The 22,501-nt window shown below is 64.0% G+C and carries 18 protein-coding genes; 3 read left to right on the top strand and 15 right to left on the bottom strand.

Annotated features, from left to right (window positions below; translation table 11 throughout):
• The 6 genes from Y705_RS21030 to rpsJ all read right to left on the bottom strand — a co-directional run.
• Window positions 1-104 (bottom strand): ribosomal protein S19 family protein (locus Y705_RS21030; RefSeq protein WP_173401046.1); only part of this gene is annotated, 104 nt, incomplete at its 3' end.
• A gap of 12 nt (window positions 105-116) precedes the next feature.
• Window positions 117-956, bottom strand: coding sequence for a 50S ribosomal protein L2 (rplB, locus tag Y705_RS0104310; protein ID WP_026531956.1), 840 nt, complete (start codon window positions 954-956; stop codon window positions 117-119).
• 33 nt (window positions 957-989) lie between these two features.
• Complete coding sequence (gene rplW / locus Y705_RS0104305) at window positions 990-1,295, bottom strand: 50S ribosomal protein L23 (protein WP_026531955.1); 306 nt, start codon at window positions 1,293-1,295, stop codon at window positions 990-992.
• The gene (rplD, locus tag Y705_RS0104300) at window positions 1,292-1,915 is read right to left on the bottom strand and encodes a 50S ribosomal protein L4 (protein WP_026531954.1); all 624 of its coding nucleotides are present in this window, start codon (window positions 1,913-1,915) and stop codon (window positions 1,292-1,294) included. The genes rplW and rplD overlap by 4 nt, the downstream gene beginning before the upstream one ends.
• Window positions 1,916-1,919: 4 nt before the next feature.
• Window positions 1,920-2,576 carry a 50S ribosomal protein L3 gene (gene rplC / locus Y705_RS0104295; protein ID WP_026531953.1) on the bottom strand — a complete coding sequence of 219 codons (657 nt, stop codon included), beginning with the start codon at window positions 2,574-2,576 and terminating at the stop codon, window positions 1,920-1,922.
• Between the two features lie 16 nt (window positions 2,577-2,592).
• Window positions 2,593-2,901 carry a 30S ribosomal protein S10 gene (gene rpsJ, locus Y705_RS0104290; protein ID WP_026531952.1) on the bottom strand — a complete coding sequence of 103 codons (309 nt, stop codon included), beginning with the start codon at window positions 2,899-2,901 and terminating at the stop codon, window positions 2,593-2,595.
• 460 nt (window positions 2,902-3,361) lie between these two features.
• Here rpsJ and Y705_RS0104285 point away from each other — a divergent pair, with 460 nt between their 5' ends.
• Window positions 3,362-3,745, top strand: a complete 384-nt coding sequence (locus tag Y705_RS0104285) for a VOC family protein (RefSeq protein ID WP_026531951.1) — start codon at window positions 3,362-3,364, stop codon at window positions 3,743-3,745.
• Between the two features lie 126 nt (window positions 3,746-3,871).
• Here Y705_RS0104285 and tuf read toward each other — a convergent pair whose 3' ends face one another.
• The 9 genes from tuf to Y705_RS0104240 all read right to left on the bottom strand — a co-directional run bounded on the left by tuf (window position 3,872) and on the right by Y705_RS0104240 (window position 20,382).
• Entirely contained in the window at window positions 3,872-5,062 is a 1,191-nt protein-coding gene (gene tuf, locus Y705_RS0104280) for an elongation factor Tu (RefSeq protein WP_026531950.1), read from the bottom strand.
• Between the two features lie 213 nt (window positions 5,063-5,275).
• Complete coding sequence (gene fusA / locus Y705_RS0104275; protein ID WP_026531949.1) at window positions 5,276-7,390, bottom strand: elongation factor G; 2,115 nt, start codon at window positions 7,388-7,390, stop codon at window positions 5,276-5,278.
• A gap of 87 nt (window positions 7,391-7,477) precedes the next feature.
• On the bottom strand, window positions 7,478-7,948 hold the full coding sequence (gene rpsG / locus Y705_RS0104270) for a 30S ribosomal protein S7 (protein ID WP_026531948.1): 471 nt from the start codon (window positions 7,946-7,948) through the stop codon (window positions 7,478-7,480).
• Window position 7,949: 1 nt separating this feature from the next.
• A complete protein-coding gene (gene rpsL / locus Y705_RS0104265) occupies window positions 7,950-8,324 on the bottom strand; it encodes a 30S ribosomal protein S12 (protein WP_026531947.1) in 375 nt (124 codons plus the stop codon).
• Window positions 8,325-8,944: 620 nt separating this feature from the next.
• Entirely contained in the window at window positions 8,945-12,835 is a 3,891-nt protein-coding gene (locus Y705_RS0104260) for a DNA-directed RNA polymerase subunit beta' (protein ID WP_026531946.1), read from the bottom strand.
• 176 nt (window positions 12,836-13,011) lie between these two features.
• On the bottom strand, window positions 13,012-16,521 hold the full coding sequence (gene rpoB / locus Y705_RS0104255; RefSeq protein WP_026531945.1) for a DNA-directed RNA polymerase subunit beta: 3,510 nt from the start codon (window positions 16,519-16,521) through the stop codon (window positions 13,012-13,014).
• Between the two features lie 251 nt (window positions 16,522-16,772).
• Window positions 16,773-18,419, bottom strand: a complete 1,647-nt coding sequence (gene crtI / locus Y705_RS0104250) for a phytoene desaturase family protein (RefSeq protein WP_026531944.1) — start codon at window positions 18,417-18,419, stop codon at window positions 16,773-16,775.
• The gene (locus tag Y705_RS0104245; protein WP_155849916.1) at window positions 18,416-19,306 is read right to left on the bottom strand and encodes a phytoene/squalene synthase family protein; all 891 of its coding nucleotides are present in this window, start codon (window positions 19,304-19,306) and stop codon (window positions 18,416-18,418) included. The genes crtI and Y705_RS0104245 overlap by 4 nt, the downstream gene beginning before the upstream one ends.
• 8 nt (window positions 19,307-19,314) lie before the next feature.
• Entirely contained in the window at window positions 19,315-20,382 is a 1,068-nt protein-coding gene (locus tag Y705_RS0104240) for a polyprenyl synthetase family protein (protein WP_026531942.1), read from the bottom strand.
• Between the two features lie 113 nt (window positions 20,383-20,495).
• On the opposite strand from Y705_RS0104240, the gene idi reads away from it, so the two are divergent.
• The gene (gene idi, locus Y705_RS0104235; RefSeq protein ID WP_049822265.1) at window positions 20,496-21,059 is read left to right on the top strand and encodes an isopentenyl-diphosphate Delta-isomerase; all 564 of its coding nucleotides are present in this window, start codon (window positions 20,496-20,498) and stop codon (window positions 21,057-21,059) included.
• 102 nt (window positions 21,060-21,161) lie between these two features.
• On the top strand, window positions 21,162-22,367 hold the full coding sequence (locus Y705_RS0104230; RefSeq protein ID WP_026531940.1) for an acetyl-CoA C-acetyltransferase: 1,206 nt from the start codon (window positions 21,162-21,164) through the stop codon (window positions 22,365-22,367).
• The last annotated feature ends 134 nt before the right edge of the window (window positions 22,368-22,501 follow it).

Here is a 22,501-nt window from a genome sequence, read left to right as displayed (position 1 = left end):
GACCACGTCTTGATGACGTTCTTCGTACCCGATTCGTTCTCGCGAGCAACCTTTACGTAAAGGTGCTGATCGACGAAGGGGCCTTTCTTCAGGCTGCGTGGCATGTTCCCAGGCTCCTATCGCTTGTTCTTGCCGGAACGACGGCGACGCACAATGAGTGAATCGCTCTCTTTGTTTTGGCGACGCGTACGTCCCTCTGCCTTGCCGTTGGGGTTGACCGGGTGGCGTCCACCGGAGGTCTTACCTTCACCACCACCGTGGGGGTGGTCGACAGGGTTCATGGCCACACCGCGGACGGTCGGGCGGATGCCCTTCCAGCGGTTACGGCCGGCCTTGCCCCAGTTGATGTTCGACTGCTCGGCGTTGCCGACCTCGCCAACCGTTGCACGGCAGCGGACGTCGACGTTGCGGATTTCGCCGGAAGGCAGCCGCAGCTGGGCGAAGCGGCCTTCCTTGGCAACGAGCTGGGTCGATGCGCCGGCCGAGCGTGCCATCTTCGCGCCTCCGCCTGGACGAAGCTCCACAGCGTGGATCACCGTACCGACGGGGATGTTGCGCAGCGGGAGGTTGTTGCCGGGCTTGATGTCAGCACCGGCACCTGCCTCGACGAAGTCGCCCTGCTTGAGCTTGTTCGGCGCGATGATGTAGCGCTTGGTGCCGTCGACATAGTGCAGCAGTGCGATGCGCGCGGTGCGGTTGGGATCGTATTCGATCTCGGCAACGCGGGCGTCGACGCCGTCCTTGTCGTGGCGGCGGAAGTCGATCAGACGGTACTGACGCTTGTGCCCACCACCCTTGTGGCGGGTCGTGATCCGACCGGTGTTGTTACGGCCACCCTTTTTGGGGAGCGGACGCACCAGTGATTTCTCCGGCGTCGATCGTGTGATTTCTGCGAAGTCGGCAACGCTCGAGCCGCGACGGCCCGGGGTTGTCGGCTTGTATTTACGGATTCCCATAACTCAATTCCTCGTTAAAGTGGTCTCCGCTCCCTAGGAGAGCGGACCGCCGAAGATGTCGATCGAGCCCTCTTTGAGGGACACGATGGCACGCTTGGTGCCCTTGCGCTGGCCCCAGCCGAATTTGGTGCGCTTGCGCTTGCCAACCCGGTTGATGGTGTTGATCGAGTCGACCTTCACGGAGAAGATCTTCTCGACCGCCAGTTTGATTTCTTCCTTGTTCGAGCGGGGGTCGACCAGGAAGGTGTACTTGCCTTCGTCGATCAGGCCGTAGCTCTTCTCCGAGACGACGGGTGCAATGACGACGTCGCGCGGATCCTTTGCGATGGTGCCGCTCACGTGGCATCCTCCTCGGAGATTGCGTCAGCCGAACCGACGAACTGGTCGTAGGCAGCCTTGGTGAAGATCACGTCGTCGGAAACCAGCACGTCGTACGTGTTGAGTTGGTCTACGTACAGGACGTGAACCTGGGGTACGTTGCGCACGGACAGTGCTGCGACGTCGTTGGCGCGCTCGATGACGACGAGCAGGCGCGGGCGTTCGGAAACGGCGCGCAGCGTGTCGATGGCGCCCTTCGTGGACGGCTTGCCGCCGGCGACGAGGGACTCGAGGACGTGGATACGGCCATTGCGTGCCCGATCGGAGAGAGCGCCGCGGAGAGCGGCAGCCTTCATCTTCTTGGGGGTGCGCTGGCTGTAGTCACGGGGCGTGGGCCCGTGGACAACGCCACCACCGGTCATGTGCGGAGCGCGGATCGAACCCTGACGGGCCCGGCCGGTTCCCTTCTGCTTGAACGGCTTGCGGCCTGCACCGCTCACCTCGGCGCGGGTCTTCGTCTTGTGGGTACCCTGACGGGCAGCCGCAAGCTGGGCCACGACAACCTGGTGAAGCAGCGGAACGTTGGTCTGTGCGTCGAAGATCTCAGCGGGGAGATCGACGTTCACTGTGTTGACAGCCATCTGACTATGCTCCCTTCACGGCGGTGCGTACGAGGACGACCTGGCCGCGGGCGCCCGGAACGGCACCCTTGATCAGCAGCAGCGACTTCTCGGCGTCGACCGCGTGAACCCGGAGGTTCAGCGTGGTCTGACGAACGGCACCCATACGGCCTGCCATTTTCATTCCCCGAAAAACGCGGCTGGGGGTGGAAGCGCCACCGATCGAACCGGGCTTACGGTGGTTCTTGTGAGCGCCGTGCGAGGCTCCCACGCCGTGGAAGCCGTGACGCTTCATCACACCGGCGAAGCCCTTGCCCTTGGTGGTGCCGATGACGTCGACCTGCTGGCCGGCTTCGAAGAGCTCAACGGAGAGCTCCTGACCCAGCGAGTAGGAATCGGCGTCGGAGGTACGCAGCTCGACCACGTGGCGGCGGGGGGTGACCCCAGCCTTTTCGAAGTGGCCGGCCAGCGGCTTGGTTACCTTGCGGGGATCGATCTGGCCGAAGCCGATCTGCACGGCCGAGTAGCCGTCCTTGTCCGCGGAACGCAGCTGCGTAATGACATTCGAGTCGGCCTGGACAACCGTGACAGGGATGAGGATGTTGTTCTCGTCCCAGACCTGGGTCATGCCGAGCTTGACGCCCAGCAGGCCTTTTACCTGACGCGTAAGTGAAGTAGACATGTGTATCCGCTCTCCCTTACAGCTTGATTTCGATGTTCACGTCCGCGGGCAAGTCGAGACGCATCAGCGAATCAACGGCCTTGGGCGTGGGATCAATGATGTCGATCAGACGCTTGTGTGTGCGCATTTCGAAGTGCTCACGGCTGTCCTTGTACTTGTGCGGCGACCGGATAACAACGAATACGTTCTTCTCCGTGGGCAGTGGCACTGGGCCGACAACCGTTGCGCCTGCGCGCGTCACCGTCTCAACGATCTTCCGGGCTGAAACATCAATGACCTCGTGGTCATATGACTTCAGCCGGATGCGGATTTTTTGTCCCGCCATGGCGTCTCGACTCTCTCTCTACATGAAAACTGCTGGGCAGTTCCGGTACGTACATTGCCGCGTCCGTTGTGCGACGCTCCCCGCACAGGCTGAATCCGGAAAAATCCGGGTTCCTCACCCTGCTAGGGCTCCGACCCCCGCGCTCGGGCGTGTCGCATAATTCGTGACACGCACAGTCCGCAGATTTCGGCCGAGCCGAACGGGGTGGATTATATTTGGGCCACGCGGACCGGTGGACCCGAACCCTGCACCAGGCATTATCCTGACCGGGATGGAGTCTCAAACCGCACGCGCAAGCACTTGAACAACTTATCCAGTTTGGCAGAGATACCTCGATTGCGCCAATCGGCGGGGATGGAGCACCCTCCCACCGTTACGAAGACGGGTACCGGGCGCGGGGCCAAACCCGGCGGATGAGGATTAAACTGGTGGGGCCCACCAGTACGAAAGGAGTCCAGCCATGTTGAGTACCACCAAGGCGACGACGATCCTGCCTGTAAGAGACATGGACCGTGCACGGAGTTTCTACGAGAAGTCCCTCGGCCTCACGCCGGCGGGATCCATGGAGGAGGGATCGTTCCTCTTCAGCGACGATGGCCACAACGGGATCGAGCTGATGCTGAAACCCGAAAGCAGCCCGTCCGGCAATACAGAACTCAGCTTCGAGGTGGAAGACATTGCGACGGAACTGAGCGCACTGAAGTCGCAGGGGGTTCGGTTCGAGGACTATGACCTCCCAGGCCTGAAGACCGTGAACCACATCGCAGAAAGCGATGCACTCAAAGCGGCCTGGTTCACCGACACGGAGGGGAACATCCTCTGCCTTCACCAGGTTCTGACCTGATGCGGAGTCGCTACTGACCGACAGGTCGACCGACCGGACCATGGTGCCGACAGGCCCGCCAACAAGAAAGGGCCCCGCTGCCGAAGCAACGGGGCCCTCCTGAGAATCAACCAGCAGTCGCGATGACTACTTGGTGATCTTGGTGACGCGTCCTGAACCAACTGTGCGGCCGCCTTCGCGGATAGCGAAGCCGAGGCCCTCTTCCATGGCGATGGGCTGGATGAGCGCCACTGACATTTCAGTGTTGTCACCAGGCATAACCATTTCCGTGCCCTCGGGGAGGGTGATGACGCCGGTGACGTCAGTGGTACGGAAGTAGAACTGCGGACGGTAGTTCGAGTAGAACGGGTTGTGACGCCCGCCCTCGTCCTTTGCCAGGATGTAGACGTTGGCTTCGAAGTCCGTGTGAGGGGTGATCGAACCCGGCTTCACGATGACCTGGCCGCGCTCTACGTCCTCACGCTTGATGCCGCGGAGCAGGAGGCCACAGTTCTCGCCGGCCCATGCTTCGTCAAGCTGCTTGTGGAACATCTCGATGCCAGTCACCGTGGTCTTCTGGACCGGGCGGATTCCGACGATCTCGATTTCTGAGTTGATCTTCAGGGTTCCACGCTCCGCGCGGCCCGTAACAACGGTTCCGCGGCCGGTGATGGTGAAGACGTCCTCGACTGGCATGAGGAACGGCTTGTCCTTGTCGCGGATGGGGTCCGGTACGGACTCGTCCACAGCAGCCATCAGGTCCTCGACGGACTTGACCCACTCGGGGTCGCCTTCCAGGGCCTTGAGGCCCGAAACGCGGACCACAGGGGCGTCGTCGCCGTCGAAGCCCTGCGCGCTGAGCAGCTCGCGGACCTCCATCTCGACGAGGTCGAGAAGCTCTTCGTCGTCGACCATGTCGGACTTGTTCAGCGCGACCAGCAGGTAGGGAACGCCGACCTGGCGGGCGAGCAGAACGTGCTCGCGGGTCTGTGCCATGGGGCCATCGGTGGCTGCAACAACGAGGATGGCGCCATCCATCTGTGCGGCACCGGTGATCATGTTCTTGATGTAGTCAGCGTGACCGGGAGCGTCTACGTGTGCGTAGTGGCGCTTCTCAGTCTGGTACTCAACATGCGAGATGTTGATGGTGATGCCGCGCTGCTTCTCCTCGGGAGCCGAGTCGATCGACGCGAAGTCACGCTGCTCGTTGAGAGTGGGGTACTTGTCGTAAAGCACCTTGGAAATGGCAGCCGTCAACGTGGTCTTTCCATGGTCAACGTGACCAATGGTTCCAATGTTAACGTGCGGCTTAGTCCGCTCGAACTTTGCCTTCGCCACGGGTTCCTCCTAGAACGTTTGAGAAGATTTGCTTCCCAGCCGCGCTGTTCGCAGCTGAAACTCATGCAAGTCTACTGGGGGCTTTTGGTTTTGATGAAATTGCTCTGTGCGTCGGGCCCAGGGTGGACCGTCGGCTGGAGGGCAAGGCTGGCCTGCTGGAAAGCGGGCCAGCCTCGCCCGGTGATTCACCGCATGGCGGCGAATCAGCCGAAGTTACTCGCCGCGGGTCTTCTGAATGATTTCGTCGGCTACTGCCTTCGGAACTTCCGAGTAGCTGTCGAACTTCATCGAGTACACAGCACGGCCCTGGGTCTTCGACCGCAGGTCGCCGATGTAGCCGAACATTCCCGAGAGGGGCACATGGGCCGTGATGACCTTGACGCCACTTGCATCCTCCATGGACTGCATCTGGCCGCGACGGGAGTTCAGGTCACCGATGACTTCACCCATGTATTCCTCTGGGGTCCGTACCTCGACCTCCATCAGCGGCTCGAGCAGCACTGGCTTGGCCATCCGCGCGGCTTCCTTGAACGCCATGCGGCCGGCGATCTTGAACGCCATTTCGGACGAGTCGACGTCATGGTAGGCGCCGTCAAGCAGCGTTGCCTTGATGCCGACTACCGGGTAACCGGCCAGCACGCCGTCGTTGAGGGCGTCCTGGATGCCTGCATCAACGCTGGGAATGTACTCGCGGGGTACGCGTCCACCGGTCACCTTGTTCTCGAAGGCGTACATTACGCCCTCTTCGACCACCATCGGCTCGATGGCGATCTGGATCTTGGCGAACTGGCCTGACCCACCCGTCTGCTTCTTGTGGGTGTAGTCGTGCTTGGCGACCTTGCTCTTGATGGTCTCGCGGTAGGCGACCTGGGGCTTGCCCACGTTCGCCTCGACGCGGAATTCGCGGCGCATGCGATCCACGAGGATGTCGAGGTGAAGCTCGCCCATACCGGCGATGATCGTCTGGCCGGTGTCCTCGTTGAGGGACACCTGGAAGGTGGGATCCTCAGCCGAGAGCTTCTGGATGGCTGTCGACAGTTTCTCCTGGTCACCCTTGGTCTTCGGTTCGATTGCTACCGAAATCACGGGCGCCGGGAAGCTCATCGATTCAAGGACGATCTGGTTGGCTGAATCGGACAGGGTGTCACCCGTCGTGGTGTCCTTCAGTCCGATCGCCGCGTAGATGTGGCCCGCGAAGGCCTCGTCCACGGGGATCTCCTTGTTGGCGTGCATCTGGAAGAGCTTCCCGATGCGCTCCTTCTTGTTCTTCGTCGAGTTCACCAACTGGGTACCGGCCGTGACGTGACCGGAGTACACCCGGATGAACGTCAGCTGCCCGAAGAACGGGTGGGTGGCGACCTTGAACGCCAACGCCGAGAAAGGCTCCTCGGTGGTCGGTGCGCGTGTCAGCTCCACCTCTTCGTTCCGGGGATCGTGGCCGATCATCGGGGGAACGTTGAGCGGCGACGGCAGGTAGTCGATCACGGCATCGAGCATGGGCTGCACGCCACGGTTCTTGAAGGCGGATCCGCAGAGGATCGGGTACAGCTCGGAATTGATCGTCATCTTGCGGATGCCGGCCTTGAGCTCGTCGATGCTGATCTCTTCGCCTTCGAGGTACTTCTCCATGAGTTCCTCGGAGGAGTCGGCGACGGTCTCCACGAGACGTGCGCGGTACTCTTCGGCCTTGGCCTGGAGATCAGCGGGAATCTCCTGGATCTCGTACTTGGCACCCATGGTGACGTCACCCTTGGAGTCACCGGGCCACACCAGGGCGCGCATGTAGAGGAGGTCGACGACGCCGATGAAGTCGTTCTCGGCGCCGATCGGCAGCTGGAGGACCAGCGGCTTGGCGCCGAGGCGGCTGATGATCGTGTCGACCGTGTAGTAGAAGTCGGCGCCCAGCTTGTCCATCTTGTTGACGAAGCAGATACGCGGCACTTCGTACTTGTCGGCCTGACGCCAGACGGTCTCCGACTGCGGCTCGACGCCCTCTTTACCGTCGAACACCGCGACGGCGCCATCGAGGACGCGCAGCGAGCGCTCCACCTCGACGGTGAAGTCGACGTGCCCGGGGGTGTCGATGATGTTGATCTGGTTGTTCTCCCAGAAGCAGGTCACGGCGGCAGACGTGATGGTGATGCCGCGTTCCTTTTCCTGCTCCATCCAGTCGGTCGTCGAGGCACCATCGTGCGTCTCGCCGATCTTGTGGTTTACACCCGTGTAGAACAGGATGCGCTCGGTAGTAGTGGTCTTGCCGGCATCGATGTGCGCCATGATGCCGATGTTGCGGACCTTGTTGAGGTCGGTAAGCACGTCCTGTGCCACGGTGTCTCCCTTTTTACGAAGATGGAGTTCTGCTGGACCGCAGACCGGAAGGTTTCCTGTAGGAGAAGCTCCCGGCCCGCAGCGCTATTACCAGCGGTAGTGTGCGAAGGCCTTGTTCGACTCGGCCATCTTGTGCGTGTCTTCACGGCGCTTTACAGCTGCGCCGAGGCCGTTCGAGGCATCGAGGATTTCGTTCTGCAGGCGTTCCGTCATGGTCTTCTCGCGGCGGGCCTTGGAGTAACCCACGAGCCAGCGGAGGGCGAGGGCAGTTGAACGCCCCGGCTTGACCTCCACGGGAACCTGGTAGGTGGCACCGCCGACGCGGCGAGAGCGAACCTCGAGGCTCGGCTTCACGTTGTCCATGGCCTTCTTGAGTGCTGCCACGGGATCGCCGCCGGACTTGGCGCGTGCGCCTTCGAGTGCGCCGTAGACGATGCGCTCTGCAGTGGACTTCTTGCCGTCGACGAGAACCTTGTTGATCAGCTGCGTGACCAATGGGGAGCCGTAGACGGGATCTAGTACGAGCGGCCGCTTCGGGGCCGGGCCCTTACGTGGCATATTACTTCTTCTCCATCTTTGCGCCGTAGCGGCTGCGAGCCTGCTTGCGGTTCTTGACGCCCTGGGTATCGAGTGCGCCGCGGACGATCTTATAGCGGACACCGGGAAGGTCCTTCACACGCCCACCGCGCACCAGCACGATGGAGTGTTCCTGAAGGTTGTGACCCACGCCGGGGATGTAGGCGGTGACTTCGATGCCGCCGTTGAGGCGCACGCGGGCCACCTTGCGGAGCGCCGAGTTCGGCTTCTTGGGTGTGGTGGTGTAAACGCGGGTGCAAACGCCGCGCTTCATCGGGCTGCCCTGCAGTGCGGGCGCCTTGGTCTTGGAGACCTTAGGTGACCGGCCCTTGCGGACCAGCTGGTTAATCGTAGGCACTTTCGTGTTCTCCGTAATGTCTCGAGAAGATTCTCTGTTTGCCCGATCCTGCGGCTACCCGGCCCTCGCAGGCAGCGGGCCACCCGGATGCGGGGGCTATCAGTCGTTTGGCGCTTCACCTACCAGAACAAGCTGCCGCAAAACGACCGTAGGCGTGCGAAAATGTGGCATTCGTTGTACAAGATCCCTACAACACGGAGATACGTTTCGCAACGCCAATCCACTGCCACACAAACAATTGATGTCAAGTCTATCAGAGATTGACTCGCCGCCCGATCGGGGTGCCTCGTCCCGCCGTCCGAACCGCGTTCGACGACGCCGCAACTCCCCCGTGAACAAGCAGCCTTCCGAACGCCCCTCTCCCCTCGGCCGTCCACCCCCGTCGGTGTGTATGCCGGCCACCCCCGTTGATTAAGCACCTATGGCTGCTTGAACGCGAGAATGGCCGCCACAGGTGCTTAATCAGCGTGCCTGCGTCAGCGTGCCTGCGTCAGCGTGCCTGCGTCAGCGGGAAGCGGCACACCCGGTGCACCCCGCCTGCTGAACTGGCCCGGGCGCGGGAAAGCCCCGGACCGATCGGCCCGGGGCTCTTCCGTTCAGCGGCACCGCGCTAGGAAGTCCTAGCGGAAGTCGCCGCCCATGTCGTAGTCATCCAGTGGGATGGCGTGGAACTCGGGAGTCATGCCGCCCTCGACACCTGCATAGTCGAAGTCGCTGAACGCGCTCGGACCGGTGAAGAGGTTGGCCTTGGCTTCCTCGGTGGGCTCGACGGAGACCTTGGTGTAGCGGTCCAGACCGGTACCGGCCGGGATCAGCTTACCGATGATCACGTTCTCCTTGAGGCCCAGCAGCGGATCGCTCTTGCCTTCCATGGCGGCCTGCGTGAGGACACGCGTGGTCTCCTGGAAGGAAGCTGCCGACAGCCATGACTCGGTGGCGAGCGACGCCTTGGTGATGCCCATGAGCTCGGGACGGCCTGACGCCGGCTTCTTGCCCTCGGAAACCACGCGGCGGTTCTCGTCCTCGAAGCGCCTGCGCTCGGCCAGCTCTCCCGGGAGGAGTGTCGACTCGCCGGACTCGATCACCGTGACGCGGCGCAGCATCTGGCGGACGATGACCTCGACGTGCTTGTCGTGGATACCCACACCCTGGCTGCGGTACACGCGCTGCACCTCGTCCACAAGGAACTTCTGCGCCTTGCGGGGGCCGAGGATACGCAGGATCTGCTTCGGATCGACGGCACCGAAGACGAGCTGCTGCCCGACCTCCACGTGCTCGCCGTCGGACACCAGCAGGCGTGCACGGCGGAGGACCGGGTAGGCGATCTCCTCCGAACCGTCGTCGGGAGTGACGACCAGGCGAAGCTGCTTCTCGGCGTCCTCGATGGTCACGCGCCCTGCAACCTCGGAGATCGGAGCAACACCCTTGGGGGTACGCGCTTCGAAGAGCTCCTGGATACGGGGCAGGCCCTGGGTGATGTCCTCGGCAGAGGCAACACCACCGGTGTGGAAGGTACGCATGGTCAGCTGCGTGCCCGGCTCACCGATGGACTGTGCAGCGATGATGCCCACGGCCTCACCGATATCCACGGTCTTGCCGGTGGCCAGTGAACGGCCGTAGCAGAGGGCGCAGGTACCGACGCTCGACTCACAGGTCAGCACGGAGCGGACCTTGATGTCGGTGACACCCGCGGCGAACAGCTCGTCGATCAGCACATCCCCGACGTCGGAGCCGGCAGGAGCCAGCACCTCACCCTTGGAATCGACGACGTCGGTCGCCAGCGTACGTGCGTACGCCGCGTTCTCGACCTGCTCGTCCAGCACCAGCTCGCCGTTGGCGTCCGGCACCGCGATGGTGACCTTCAGCCCGCGCTCGGTGCCGCAGTCGTCCTCGCGGACGATGACGTCCTGGGACACGTCCACGAGGCGGCGGGTCAGGTAACCCGAGTTCGCCGTACGCAGAGCGGTGTCGGCCAGGCCCTTTCGGGCACCGTGCGTCGCAATGAAGTACTCGAGGACCGACAGTCCTTCACGGTAGGAGGACTTGATCGGACGAGGAATGATCTCACCCTTAGGGTTGGCCACCAGGCCACGGATACCGGCGATCTGGCGGACCTGCAGCCAGTTACCACGTGCTCCGGAGGACACCATGCGGTTGATGGTGTTGTCCTTCGGCATGGCGGCGCGCATCGAGGCGGCAACCTCGTTGGTTGCCTTGTTCCAGATGTCGATGAGCTCCTGGCGGCGCTCGTCGTCGGCGATCAGGCCCTTGTCGAACTGCGACTGCACCTTGGCGGCCTGCGTCTCGTAGCCCTCCATGATCCCGGCCTTGTTGATTGGGGCCGAGATGTCGGAGATCGCGACCGTGACGCCCGAGCGGGTTGCCCAGTAGAAACCGGAATCCTTCAAGTTGTCCAGGGTCGCGGCGGTGATGACCTTCGGGTATCGCTCCGCGAGATCGTTGACGATCGTGGAGAGCTGGCCCTTGTCGGCCACCTTCTCGACCCAGGGGTAATCATCGGGAAGGGTCTCGTTGAACAGCACCTGTCCGAGCGAGGTCTCGATCAGCGCAGGTGTCCCCGGCTCCCAGCCCTCGGGAGCGGCGATGTCGTCGCTGGGTACGAAGTTGTCGACGCGGATCCGGACCACCGAGTTGAGGTGGAGCGAGCCCATGTCGAACGCCATGATCGCCTCGGCGACACTGGTGAAGACGCGGCCCTCGCCGGCACTTCCCTCACGCTTGGTGGTGAGGTGGTGCAGGCCGATGATCATGTCCTGGGACGGAAGGGTCACGGGACGGCCATCGGAGGGCTTCAAGATGTTGTTCGAGGAGAGCATCAGGATGCGTGCCTCCGCCTGGGCTTCTGGGCTCAGCGGCAGGTGCACTGCCATCTGGTCGCCGTCGAAGTCGGCATTGAACGCACCACAGACCAGCGGGTGGAGCTGAAGGGCCTTGCCTTCGACCAACTGCGGTTCGAACGCCTGGATACCGAGACGGTGCAGGGTGGGTGCACGGTTCAGCAGCACAGGGTGCTCGGTGATGATCTCTTCGAGGACGTCCCAGACCTGGGGACGGTAACGCTCCACCATGCGCTTGGCGCTCTTGATGTTCTGCGCGTGGTTGAGGTCGACCAGACGCTTCATCACGAAGGGCTTGAAGAGCTCCAGCGCCATCTGCTTGGGCAGACCACACTGGTGCAGCTTCAGCTGCGGCCCGACGACGATGACCGAACGGCCCGAGTAGTCGACGCGCTTGCCCAGGAGGTTCTGGCGGAAGCGTCCCTGCTTGCCCTTGAGCATGTCCGAGAGCGACTTCAACGGACGGTTGCCCGGCCCGGTGACGGGACGGCCGCGGCGGCCGTTGTCGAACAGGGAGTCGACGGCTTCCTGCAGCATGCGCTTCTCGTTGTTCACGATGATCTCGGGGGCACCGAGATCCAGCAGCCGCTTCAGGCGGTTGTTGCGGTTGATGACGCGGCGGTACAGATCGTTGAGGTCCGACGTCGCGAAGCGGCCGCCGTCGAGCTGGACCATCGGGCGCAGTTCCGGCGGGATGACCGGTACGGCGTCGAGCACCATGCCCAGGGGGCTGTTGGTGGTGGTCAGGAACGCGTTGACGACCTTGAGGCGCTTCAGGGCACGCGTCTTGCGCTGGCCCTTGCCGTTCTGGATGATGTCGCGGAGCATCTCGGCCTCGCCGGGCATGTCGAAGTTCTCAAGACGCTTCTTGATGGCTTCGGCACCCATGGAGCCCTCGAAGTACAGGCCGTAACGGTCGCGCAGTTCGCGGTAGAGCCCTTCGTCGCCCTCGAGGTCTGCGACCTTGAGGGTTTTGAAGCGCTCCCACACCTGGACGAGGCGCTCGATGTCGGCGTCGGCACGCTTGCGGACGTTGGCCATCTGGCGGTCGGCGGAGTCGCGGGCCTTCTTCTTCTCGGCAGCCTTCGCGCCTTCACCCTCGAGGCGGGAGAGCTCGTCCTCGAGGTCCTTGGCGATCGTGGCGATGTCGGAGTCGCGCTGGTCGATCATCTGCTTCTTCTCGAGGTCGTGCTCGGCCTGGAGGTTCGGCAGTTCGGCGTGACGGTTCTCTTCGTCCACCGAGGTGATCATGTAGGCGGCGAAGTAGATGACCTTCTCGAGGTCCTTCGGTGCAAGGTCAAGCAGGTAGCCGAGGCGTGAGGGAACACCCTTGAAGTACCAGATGTGCGTCACGGGAGCGGCGAGCTCGATGTGCCCCATGCGCTCACGGCGCACCTTCGCACGGGTGACCTCGACGCCGCAGCGCTCACAGATGATGCCCTTGAAGCGCACGCGCTTGTACTTGCCGCAGTAGCATTCCCAGTCCCGTGAAGGGCCGAAGATCTTCTCGCAGAAGAGGCCGTCCTTCTCGGGCTTGAGCGTGCGGTAGTTGATGGTTTCCGGCTTCTTGACCTCGCCGTAAGACCAGCCACGGATTTCATCCGCAGTGGCAAGGCCGATTCGCATGAGGCCGAAGGAGGATTCGCTGGACATATGGTCCCTGTTCTCTCTTTGTTCTCTAAATTCTTGAAGTCTTATGGGGTGCGGTGGGATTCCAGGCCCGCACCGGACCGGTGTTCGAGGAAGCGGCCTTTAATATTTCAAGGCCGCTCAGCGGCCGCCAGAAATTTCGTTGGCCGCGTTCGAACACCGGTTCGGTGCGGTGAAACCTAAACTTCCTCTACAGAACTCGGCTCGGCCCGTGAGAGGTCGATGCCCAGTTCTTCCGCGGCCCGGAAGACTTCTTCATCCGAGTCACGCATTTCGATCGTCGTGCCGTCGGTGGAAAGGACTTCCACGTTCAGGCAGAGCGACTGCATTTCCTTGATGAGCACCTTGAAGGACTCGGGAACACCCGGCTCGGGGATGTTCTCGCCCTTGACGATGGCCTCGTAGACCTTCACGCGTCCATGGATGTCATCGGACTTGATGGTGAGGAGTTCCTGGAGCGTGTACGCCGCGCCGTAGGCTTCGAGCGCCCACACTTCCATCTCACCGAAGCGCTGTCCGCCGAACTGTGCCTTACCACCCAGCGGCTGCTGCGTGATCATGGAGTACGGTCCGGTGGAGCGTGCGTGGATCTTGTCGTCCACCAGGTGGTGGAGCTTCAGGATGTACATGTAGCCGACCGAGATGGGGTCCGGGAACGGCTCGCCGGAGCGACCGTCGAACAGGCGCGCCTTACCGGATTCGCCGATGAGGCGGTCGCCGTCGCGGGTCACGTTGGTCGAGTTGAGCAGACCGACGATCTCGTCCTCTGTGGCGCCGTCGAACACGGGGGTCGAGACCGTGGTCGTCGTGACCTCGCGGGGCAGGTTCGGGAGGTTCTTGACCCACTCGGGATCCCCCTCGATCTTCCAGCCCTGCTTGGCGGCCCAGCCCAGGTGGATTTCGAGGACCTGGCCCACGTTCATGCGTCCAGGGACACCCAGTGGGTTGAGGACGATGTCGACAGGGGTTCCGTCTTCCATGAACGGCATGTCCTCGATCGGCAGGATCTTGGAGATAACGCCCTTGTTGCCGTGCCGGCCGGCCAGCTTGTCACCGTCGGTGATCTTGCGCTTCTGCGCAACATACACACGGACCAGCTGGTTGACGCCGGGGGGAAGCTCGTCGTCGTTGTCGCGGTCGAAGATCCGGACGCCGATGACGGTACCCGACTCGCCGTGGGGGACCTTCAGCGAGGTGTCGCGGACTTCGCGGCTCTTCTCGCCGAAGATGGCGCGGAGCAGTCGCTCCTCCGGGGTGAGCTCCGTTTCACCCTTGGGGGTGACACGGCCGACGAGGATGTCGCCTGCTTCGACCTCGGCACCGATGTGGATGATGCCGCGCTCGTCGAGCGCACCCAGCACCTCTTCGGAGACGTTCGGGATGTCGCGGGTGATCTCCTCGGCACCGAGCTTGGTGTCGCGGGCGTCGACCTCGTGCTCCTCGATGTGGATCGAGGTCAGGACATCGTCGGAGACGATGCGCTGCGAGAGGATGATCGCGTCCTCGAAGTTGTGGCCCTCCCAGGACATGAACGCCACGAGCATGTTCTTGCCCAGTGCCAGTTCACCCTGGTCGGTGGACGGGCCGTCGGCGATGATCGTGTTGTACTCGACGCGGTCGCCCTCTGCCACCAGAACGCGCTGGTTGTAGGCGTTGCCCTGGTTCGAGCGGGCGAACTTCATGATCGGGTAGTTCGTCTCGGTGCCGTCGTCGTTGAGGATCGCCACCAGATCGGCGGAGACCTCCTTGACCACTCCGGCCTTGTTGGCCGTCACGGCATCTCCGGCGTCGACCGCCGCGTTCTTCTCCATGCCGGTACCCACGAGCGGACGCTCGGAGCGCAGCAGTGGAACAGCCTGACGCTGCATGTTCGCACCCATGAGTGCGCGGTTGGCGTCGTCGTGCTCGAGGAACGGGATGAGGGCGGTCGCGACCGACACCATCTGGCGCGGGGAGACGTCCATGTACTCGACCTCGGTCGGAGCGACGAGCACAGGCTCGCCGGAACCACCACGGGTACGCACGAGGACCATGTCCTCGACGAACGTGTTGTCGGCTGCCAGCGGGGCGTTGGCCTGGGCGATCAGCCGTTCCACCTCGTCGTCGGCGGTCAGGTAGTCGATCTGCTCCGTGACGAGGCCGTCGACGACCTTGCGGTACGGGGTCTCGATGAAACCGAACGCATTGATGCGGCCATAGGACGCCAGCGAGCCGATGAGGCCGATGTTTGGGCCTTCAGGGGTTTCGATGGGGCACATGCGGCCGTAGTGCGATGGGTGGACGTCGCGGACTTCCATGCCGGCGCGGTCACGGGACAGGCCACCCGGGCCCAGCGCGGACAGGCGGCGCTTGTGCGTCAGCCCGGCGAGCGGGTTGTTCTGGTCCATGAACTGCGACAGCTGGGAGGTTCCGAAGAACTCCTTGATCGCGGCCACCACGGGTCGGATGTTGATCAGCGTCTGTGGTGTGATCGCCTCGACATCCTGCGTGGTCATGCGCTCGCGGACGACGCGCTCCATGCGGGACAGGCCGGTGCGGACCTGGTTCTCGATGAGCTCGCCGACGGCGCGGATACGACGATTGCCGAAGTGGTCGATGTCGTCGACCTCGACGCGCAGTTCGACGTCGCCGCCGTCACGCTTGCCACCGAGGGTCTTCTCACCGGCGTGCAGCGCGACGAGGAACTTGATCATCGCGACGATGTCGTCGATGTTCAGGACCGATGCATCGGAGTCCGTGAGGGCCTTGTCGATGCCCAGCTTGCGGTTGATCTTGTAACGGCCGACCTTCGCGAGGTCGTAGCGCTTCGAGTTAAAGTACAGGTTGTCGAGCAGGGTCTGGGCTGCCTCGACCGTGGGCGGCTCTCCTGGACGAAGTTTGCGGTAGATGTCGAGCAGGGCGTCCTCACGGGTTTCCGTGGCGTCCTTCTCCATCGTCGCGCGGATCGAGTCGTACTGGCCGAACTCTTCGAGGATCTGGCCTTCGGTCCAGCCGAGGGCCTTCAGGAGCACGGTGACCGACTGCTTGCGCTTGCGGTCGAGGCGGACGCCGACCTGGTCGCGCTTGTCGATCTCGAGCTCGAACCAAGCACCGCGGGAAGGGATGATCTTCGCGCTGAAGATGTCCTTGTCACTGGTCTTGTCGGCGGTGCGCTCGAAGTAGGCGCCCGGCGAACGAACCAGCTGGGAGACGACGACACGCTCGGTGCCGTTGATGACGAAGGTCCCCTTCTCGGTCATCAGGGGGAAGTCACCCATGAACACGGTCTGCTGCTTGATCTCGCCCGTGTTGTTGTTCATGAACTCGGCCTTGACGTACAGCGGAGCAGAGTAGGTCGCATCGCGATCCTTGCACTCGGCCATGGTGTACTTCGGATCAGCGAACTCCGGCTCGGAGAAGCTCAGGGACATGGTGCCCTGGAAGTCCTCGATGGGGGAGATTTCTTCGAAGATGTCAGCCAGACCGGAGGAGGTGGCTACACCCTGCAGTCCCTTTTCCAGCGCTTCCTCAACGCGGGCCTTCCAGCGCTCGTTGCCGACGAGCCAGTCGAAGCTGTCCGTCTGGAGGGCGAGAAGATTGGGAACATCAAGCGGTTCGTGAATCTTTGCGAATGAGAGCCGGGGTGCGGCGCCGTCGGCGTCGACCTGGCTGGTAGCGGTTGCATTATTAGAGGTGCTCGGGGCGACCAAGAGGGATCCTTCCACAGACCGTCAGGCTTGTCAGCGCTCCGCCCTCAGCACCGCCACCGCAGGTACGTGCGGGGATCTTAGTGCTAACCTGTGTCCAGCCGCATCGATAGAGAACCGAATGGCCCGTTAAACGACGAGAGCAGAACGAAGCCCACCGCTATATGAAGGCTGAGGTTTCGAGGGAAGACGCAAATCACTACATTACGGTACGTTTACCGCAATGTCCAATGCCGCGTCAACTCCGCCGAAAGTCAATCCCCCGAGCCGTTGGTTCCGCTCGTTCCCGGCTCCTTCAGCGGTCCGGTACTGGTATCACCCCGCAGCCGCTTGATGATCAGCTCGGCGCTGATGAGGCACATGGGAATACCGATGCCGGGAACCGTCGAACTGCCCGCGTAGTAGAGCCCTTCGACCTTCGCGCTCCGGTTCGCTCCTCGGAAGAAGGCACTCTGCTTCAGGATGTGCGCCGGGCCGAGCGAGGTTCCCCGCCACGCGTTGAGGTCCTCAGCGAAGTCCTGCGGACCATAGCTGCGGCGCACCACGATGCGCTCGGCGAGGTCCGGGATTTCAGCCCAGGCGGCAATCTGCGCGATGACCTCATCCGCCAGGTCCTCGACGCGCGCATCTCCCCCGCCCTCGAGTCCGCCCTTGCCGATGGAGACGTCGGCCGGGATGGGGACGAGGACGAACACGTTCTCGTGGCCCTCCGGCGCGACCGACCCGTCCGTTGCGCTCGGTTTGCAGACATAGAGCGACGCCGGGGAGGGGATGGACGTCTCGGCCCCGAAGATGCGCCCGAAGTTGTCCCGCCAGTCGCTGGTGAAGAGGAGGGTGTGGTGTTCGAGCTGCGGCAGCCCGCCCTTGACTCCCAGATACATCAGCAGCGCGCTGGGGCCCGGAACCCGCTTTTTCCAGTACTTCTCGGGATATGTCTGCTGCGCGGGCGGAAGCAGCGTGGTCTCGGTGTGGTGGAGATCAGCCGCGGAGACCACGACGTCGGCGTCCACAGTGTGGAGCGTCTCCGCCGTCCGGTAGGTCACGCTTCGCACCTCCGCCGATCGGCGGGACAGCTTCCTCCCGGAACCCTGCAGGGGCGCGGCATCGATCGATACGACGTCGGCTCCGGTGCGGATCTCGACGCCGGCTTCCTCGGCGACCCTCCTCATGGCCTCGATCAGGGTGGTGAAACCGCCCATGGGGTAGAGCACTCCGTCGTCGAGGTCGAGGTGGCTCATCAGGTGGTACATGCTCGGGGCTTCGAACGGGGAGCTGCCGAGGAACACTGCCGGATAACCGAGGATCTGCTGGAGCCGCGGGTCCTGGAACCTCTTCGCCACGAAACCGTGCAGCGGCTGGAGCAGCAGTCCGGCGATGCGGGGCAGCCGCGACACGACGTCCGGCCGGAGGAACGGCAGGAAGGACTGGAAGGTTGAGTACAGGAAGCGCTTCTTAGCCATCTCGTAGGCGTCCTCCGCCGAATCGAGATAGCCCGAGAGCGCCTTCCCTGCGCCGGCTTCCATCGATTCGAAGAGCTTGGTGACGGCCTCGCGCTCGGCAGGGACGTCGACGGTATCGAGGCCCTCTTCGAAGATGACCCGGTAGCCCGGATCGAGCTTGACGAGATTCAGCTGCTCATCGGCACTGGTGCCCAGGAGCCGAAAGAAGTGGTCGATCACCTCGGGCATGAGGTACCACGACGGGCCGGTGTCGAAGCGGAAGCCGTCCCGCTCCCACGATCCCGCGCGCCCACCCACCTGCTTTCGTCGCTCCAGCAGCGTGACGCTGTGGCCTTCGGCTGCCAGCAGGGCGGCCGAGGCGAGCCCCCCGATTCCACCGCCGACGACGACGACACGCCTGCCTGCCACACGCTGTCCGGTGCTGCTGTGCCGAGAAGTCATGATGCCCTTTCCTGCACGGTCGGGTCCGGGACCGCGCGTCCGGTGAGGGCCCGTGCCAGGATGCGCAGCTTGACGGGGTTGGGTACGCGGATCCGCGCGCGCAGCAGCTCCTCGGCCGGGGTACTCCGCAGCCGGACGGCGAGTTCGGTGAACAGGCCCTGCGCGAGGGCGACGGCGCGCCGGGGGGAGGCAGGCAGGCCGGGAAGGGCCGCCGCGGAGATGCGGAGGTCCTCGTCGATGTCATCGAGCAGTCGATGCTTGTCGGTTTCGTTGAAGCGCCCCGGCCGGACTCCCGGAAAGTAGCTGCGACCTAGTGTGGAGAAGTCCTCGGCCAGATCCCGAAGGAAGTTGATCTTCTGGAACGCGGCACCGAGGTGCCTCGCCCCGTCCACCAGCACACGTTGCTCCGCTGCCGGGACCGTCCGGCCGACCAGGAAGGCCCGAAGGCACATCAGTCCCACCACTTCGGCCGATCCGTAGACGTACCGGTCGAAGGATTCCTGCGTGTGCTCGCTCTGCGTGATGTCGGCGCGCATCGAGGCGAAGAACGGCCGCGTGAGGGTGGCATCGATGCCGCACTCGCGGGACGCGACGGCGAAGGCGTGGACCACGAGGTTGGTACTGTAACCGGTTCCCATCGCCCTCTCGGTCTCGGTCTCCAGCGCGTCGAGGAGCGCCCGGACCGCGGCGGGGTCCAGTCCGGCACCGGCGGCCGCGCCGTCGACGATTTCATCCGCCACCCGGACCAGCGCGTAGACGGCTTCGATGGAGCCGCGCGTCCTGCGCTCGAGCAGCCTCGAGGCGAGGCCGAAGGATGTGGAGTAGCACCGGATGACCTCGCCTGAGGTCCTCAGCGCTGCTGCGTTGTAGCGTGCAAGCGGATCCATGACGCCCATCAGCGGACCCGGTTGACGACGGCGCTGACCACTGGCTCGAGCGCCGAGCGGAGGGCCGGTGGAACACCGTCCGTCTCGAGGTGCCTGCGGGCACGCCCGGCGTAATCTTCGGCGAGCCCCACCGAGTAGTCCCTCGCGCCGGAGTCCACGAGCACCCTGCGGACGTATTCGGCGTCGGACGCGGACATCCGCGGCGACCCGATCAGTGAGGAGATGCTGTCCCACTCCGGGCGGGCAGCAACGAAGGAGAGCAGTGCCGTGCGCTTGCCCTCGCGGAGATCGCCCCAGTTCGTTTTGCCCGTGCGGGTCTCATTGCCGAACACGCCGAGGAGGTCGTCGGCGATCTGGTAGGCGATGCCCGCGTCCCGACCGAAGTCGCCCAACCTCGCAATGACGTCCTCCCCCGCTCCCGCGAGCACCGCGCCGGCCTGCAGCGGGCCCTCGAAGGAGTAGACGGAAGTTTTGAGCCGGGCCATCCGCACGATGTCCTCGAGGGGCGGAACTGTGGAACTCAGCGCCGTTTCGATATCGAGGAACTCACCTGCGGCGGAGGCGAAGACGGCTTCGTCAAGGATCTCATTGAGCCTGCGCCGAGTGCCGGCGTCGGCCTCGACCCAGTCCAGCAGCCGGTAGGCGTTGGACAGGGCTAGGTCTCCGGCGATGACGCCGGCGGAGAAGCCGATGTGCTCCGCCGTCGCCGCCGGCGCGCCGGCTGCTTCGGCAACGCTGCGGTATCGGCCGGAAACGTTCGGAATGCCGCGGCGGACGAAATCGCGGTCGATGACGTCGTCGTGCACGATCAGTGCGGTGTGAAGCAGTTCGAAGGCGGCGCCGACCACGGCGGCGTTGCCGTCGTCGAGCCCGCCCAGCATCCGGTACGCGGACATCACCATGCGTGGCCGGAACCGCTTGCCCCCGGCGGTGCACCTCTCAAGGGTCTCCCAGAGCCCGAGGTAACCGGGGCCGATCTTTGCGGCGCGCACCTTCGACTCATCGAAGAAGCGCTGAAGCACGCTCTCAACCTGCTCGAGCCCTCCGGGCTCGACCAGCAGGCTGTCCATGTCCATAGGTAAAGTAAACACGGACAGAACGCCGCTGACGAAACGAATCCCTTCGAGGAGTCCGTACGAAGCGCGGATCCGGGCTCCCGGATGCGGCAGGAAAAGTGGAAGAAGGCAGCATGGCACGGCTTGCAGGCGGTAGCGGACCGGCGACGGAGTGGGTGGTGTTGCTGGACGAGGACGGCAGCCCCACCGGCACGCAGGAGAAGGCGACGGTCCACTCCGACTCCACGCCGCTTCACCTCGCATTCTCGACCCACGTGTACAACGGGGACGGGCAGATCCTCGTCACGCGCCGGGCCCTGTCCAAGCGGGCCTGGCCCGGTGTCTGGACGAACTCCTTCTGCGGCCACCCCGGCCCGGGCGAGAGTGCGGAGGCGGCCATCGTCCGACGCGCGTTCCAGGAGCTGGGCATGACCGTCGACGGGATCACTCCCGCCCTGCCCGACTTCCGCTACCGGGCCACCGACGCGTCGGGCATTGTCGAGAACGAGGTGTGCCCGGTCTTCACTGCCGTCATCGACGGCGGCCTGGCTCCCTCACCGGACGAGGTCATGGACTGGAAGTGGGTGGAACCAGCACAGCTGGTGTCCGCCGTCAGTGCTGCGCCCTGGGCCTTCAGTCCGTGGCTGACGCTGCAGCTGCCACTCCTCTACCCCTCGATAGCCCTCCGGAAGCCGTAGTCGCCGGGAAGAATTTCGGTTAGCGGACATTAGCTGAAATGCCGGCGAGCCGCTAGCCTTGAAGAGGTCAGTTTTCGACGACGAAAGTGAGCACTGCAGCCCATGGCAACTCCAACACCCACACCACAGGACGTCGTCATCGTGGGCGGTGCCCGCACTCCGACGGGCCGCCTCAATGGCCAGCTCTCCCCCTTCACCGCCGTCGAACTCGGCGCCTTCGCAGTCACCGGTGCCCTGGCACACGCCGGCGTGGCCGCCGCCGACGTCGACGCCGTCATCCTCGGACACGTGGTGCAGGCCGGTTGCGGCCAGAATCCGGCGCGCCAGACCTCCATCAAGGCCGGAATCGGCTGGGACGTACCGACCGTGACCATCAACAAGGTGTGCCTCTCCGGCCTCACTGCCGTGATCGACGCCGCGCGGCTGATCCGCAGCGGCGAGGCGACGATCGTGGTGGCCGGGGGCCAGGAGTCGATGACGCGCGGCCCACACCTTCTTCCCGGGTCACGCCAGGGCTGGAACTACGGGAACATCCAGGCGCTCGATGCCGTGGCTAACGACGGGCTGACAGACGCCTTCGACAACGAGTCGATGGGCGCCTCCACCGAACGCGGCAACACGGCCCTCGGAATCGACCGCACCGCACAGGACAACGTCGCTGCCGTCTCCCACCAGCGCGCAGCCGCCGCAACCGAGTCAGGGGTGTTCGCCGAAGAGATCGTCCCCATCTCGGTCCCCCAGCGCAAGGGCGAGGATCTCATCCTGACCACGGATGAGGGCATCCGACCTACGACGACGACCGCCACCCTCGCCGTTCTTCGTCCGGCGTTCGACCGGGAAGGCACGATCACCGCAGGCAACTCCTCGCCCCTGTCCGACGGCGCCGCAGCGGTGATCGTGACCACGCGGGAGAAGGCCGACGAGGCAGGGCTCTCCGTGATGGCGGTGGTCGGTGCGCCCGGCCAGGTCGCCGGCCCGGACAACAGCCTGCACTCCCAGCCCTCGAACGCGATTGCGCAGGCGTTGCAGCGGGCCCAGTGGTCGACGTCGGACCTCGACTTCATCGAGATCAACGAGGCATTCGGGTCGGTCGCCTGCCAGTCACTCAAGGAGCTCGACTACCCGCTGGAGAAGTGCAACCTCCATGGCGGGGCGATCGCCCTCGGCCATCCGATCGGGGCGTCCGGTGCGCGGCTTGCCCTGCATGCCGCTTTCGAGCTCAGTAGGCGCGGCAGCGGCAAGGCCGCAGTTTCACTGTGCGGTGGTGGCGGCCAGGGCGAGGCGCTGCTGCTCTGGCTCGAGGAGTAGCCACGACGCTTCCCGGCTGACGCGTAGGATTCTGCCCAGCTTTCAGCCATCGAGCGGCGTGTCGCCATGCAACACGCCGGCTATCGGCATTCCTGCCGGCAAAAGCCGGGCAGAATGCCACGTTTCCCGCGGGG

This window comes from Arthrobacter sp. H41 (assembly GCF_000520535.1).
Taxonomy (GTDB): Bacteria; Actinomycetota; Actinomycetes; order Actinomycetales; family Micrococcaceae; genus Arthrobacter_D.
The sequence above is the reverse complement of the archived record's forward strand: the minus strand, read 5'-3'. Positions and strand labels throughout refer to the sequence as shown.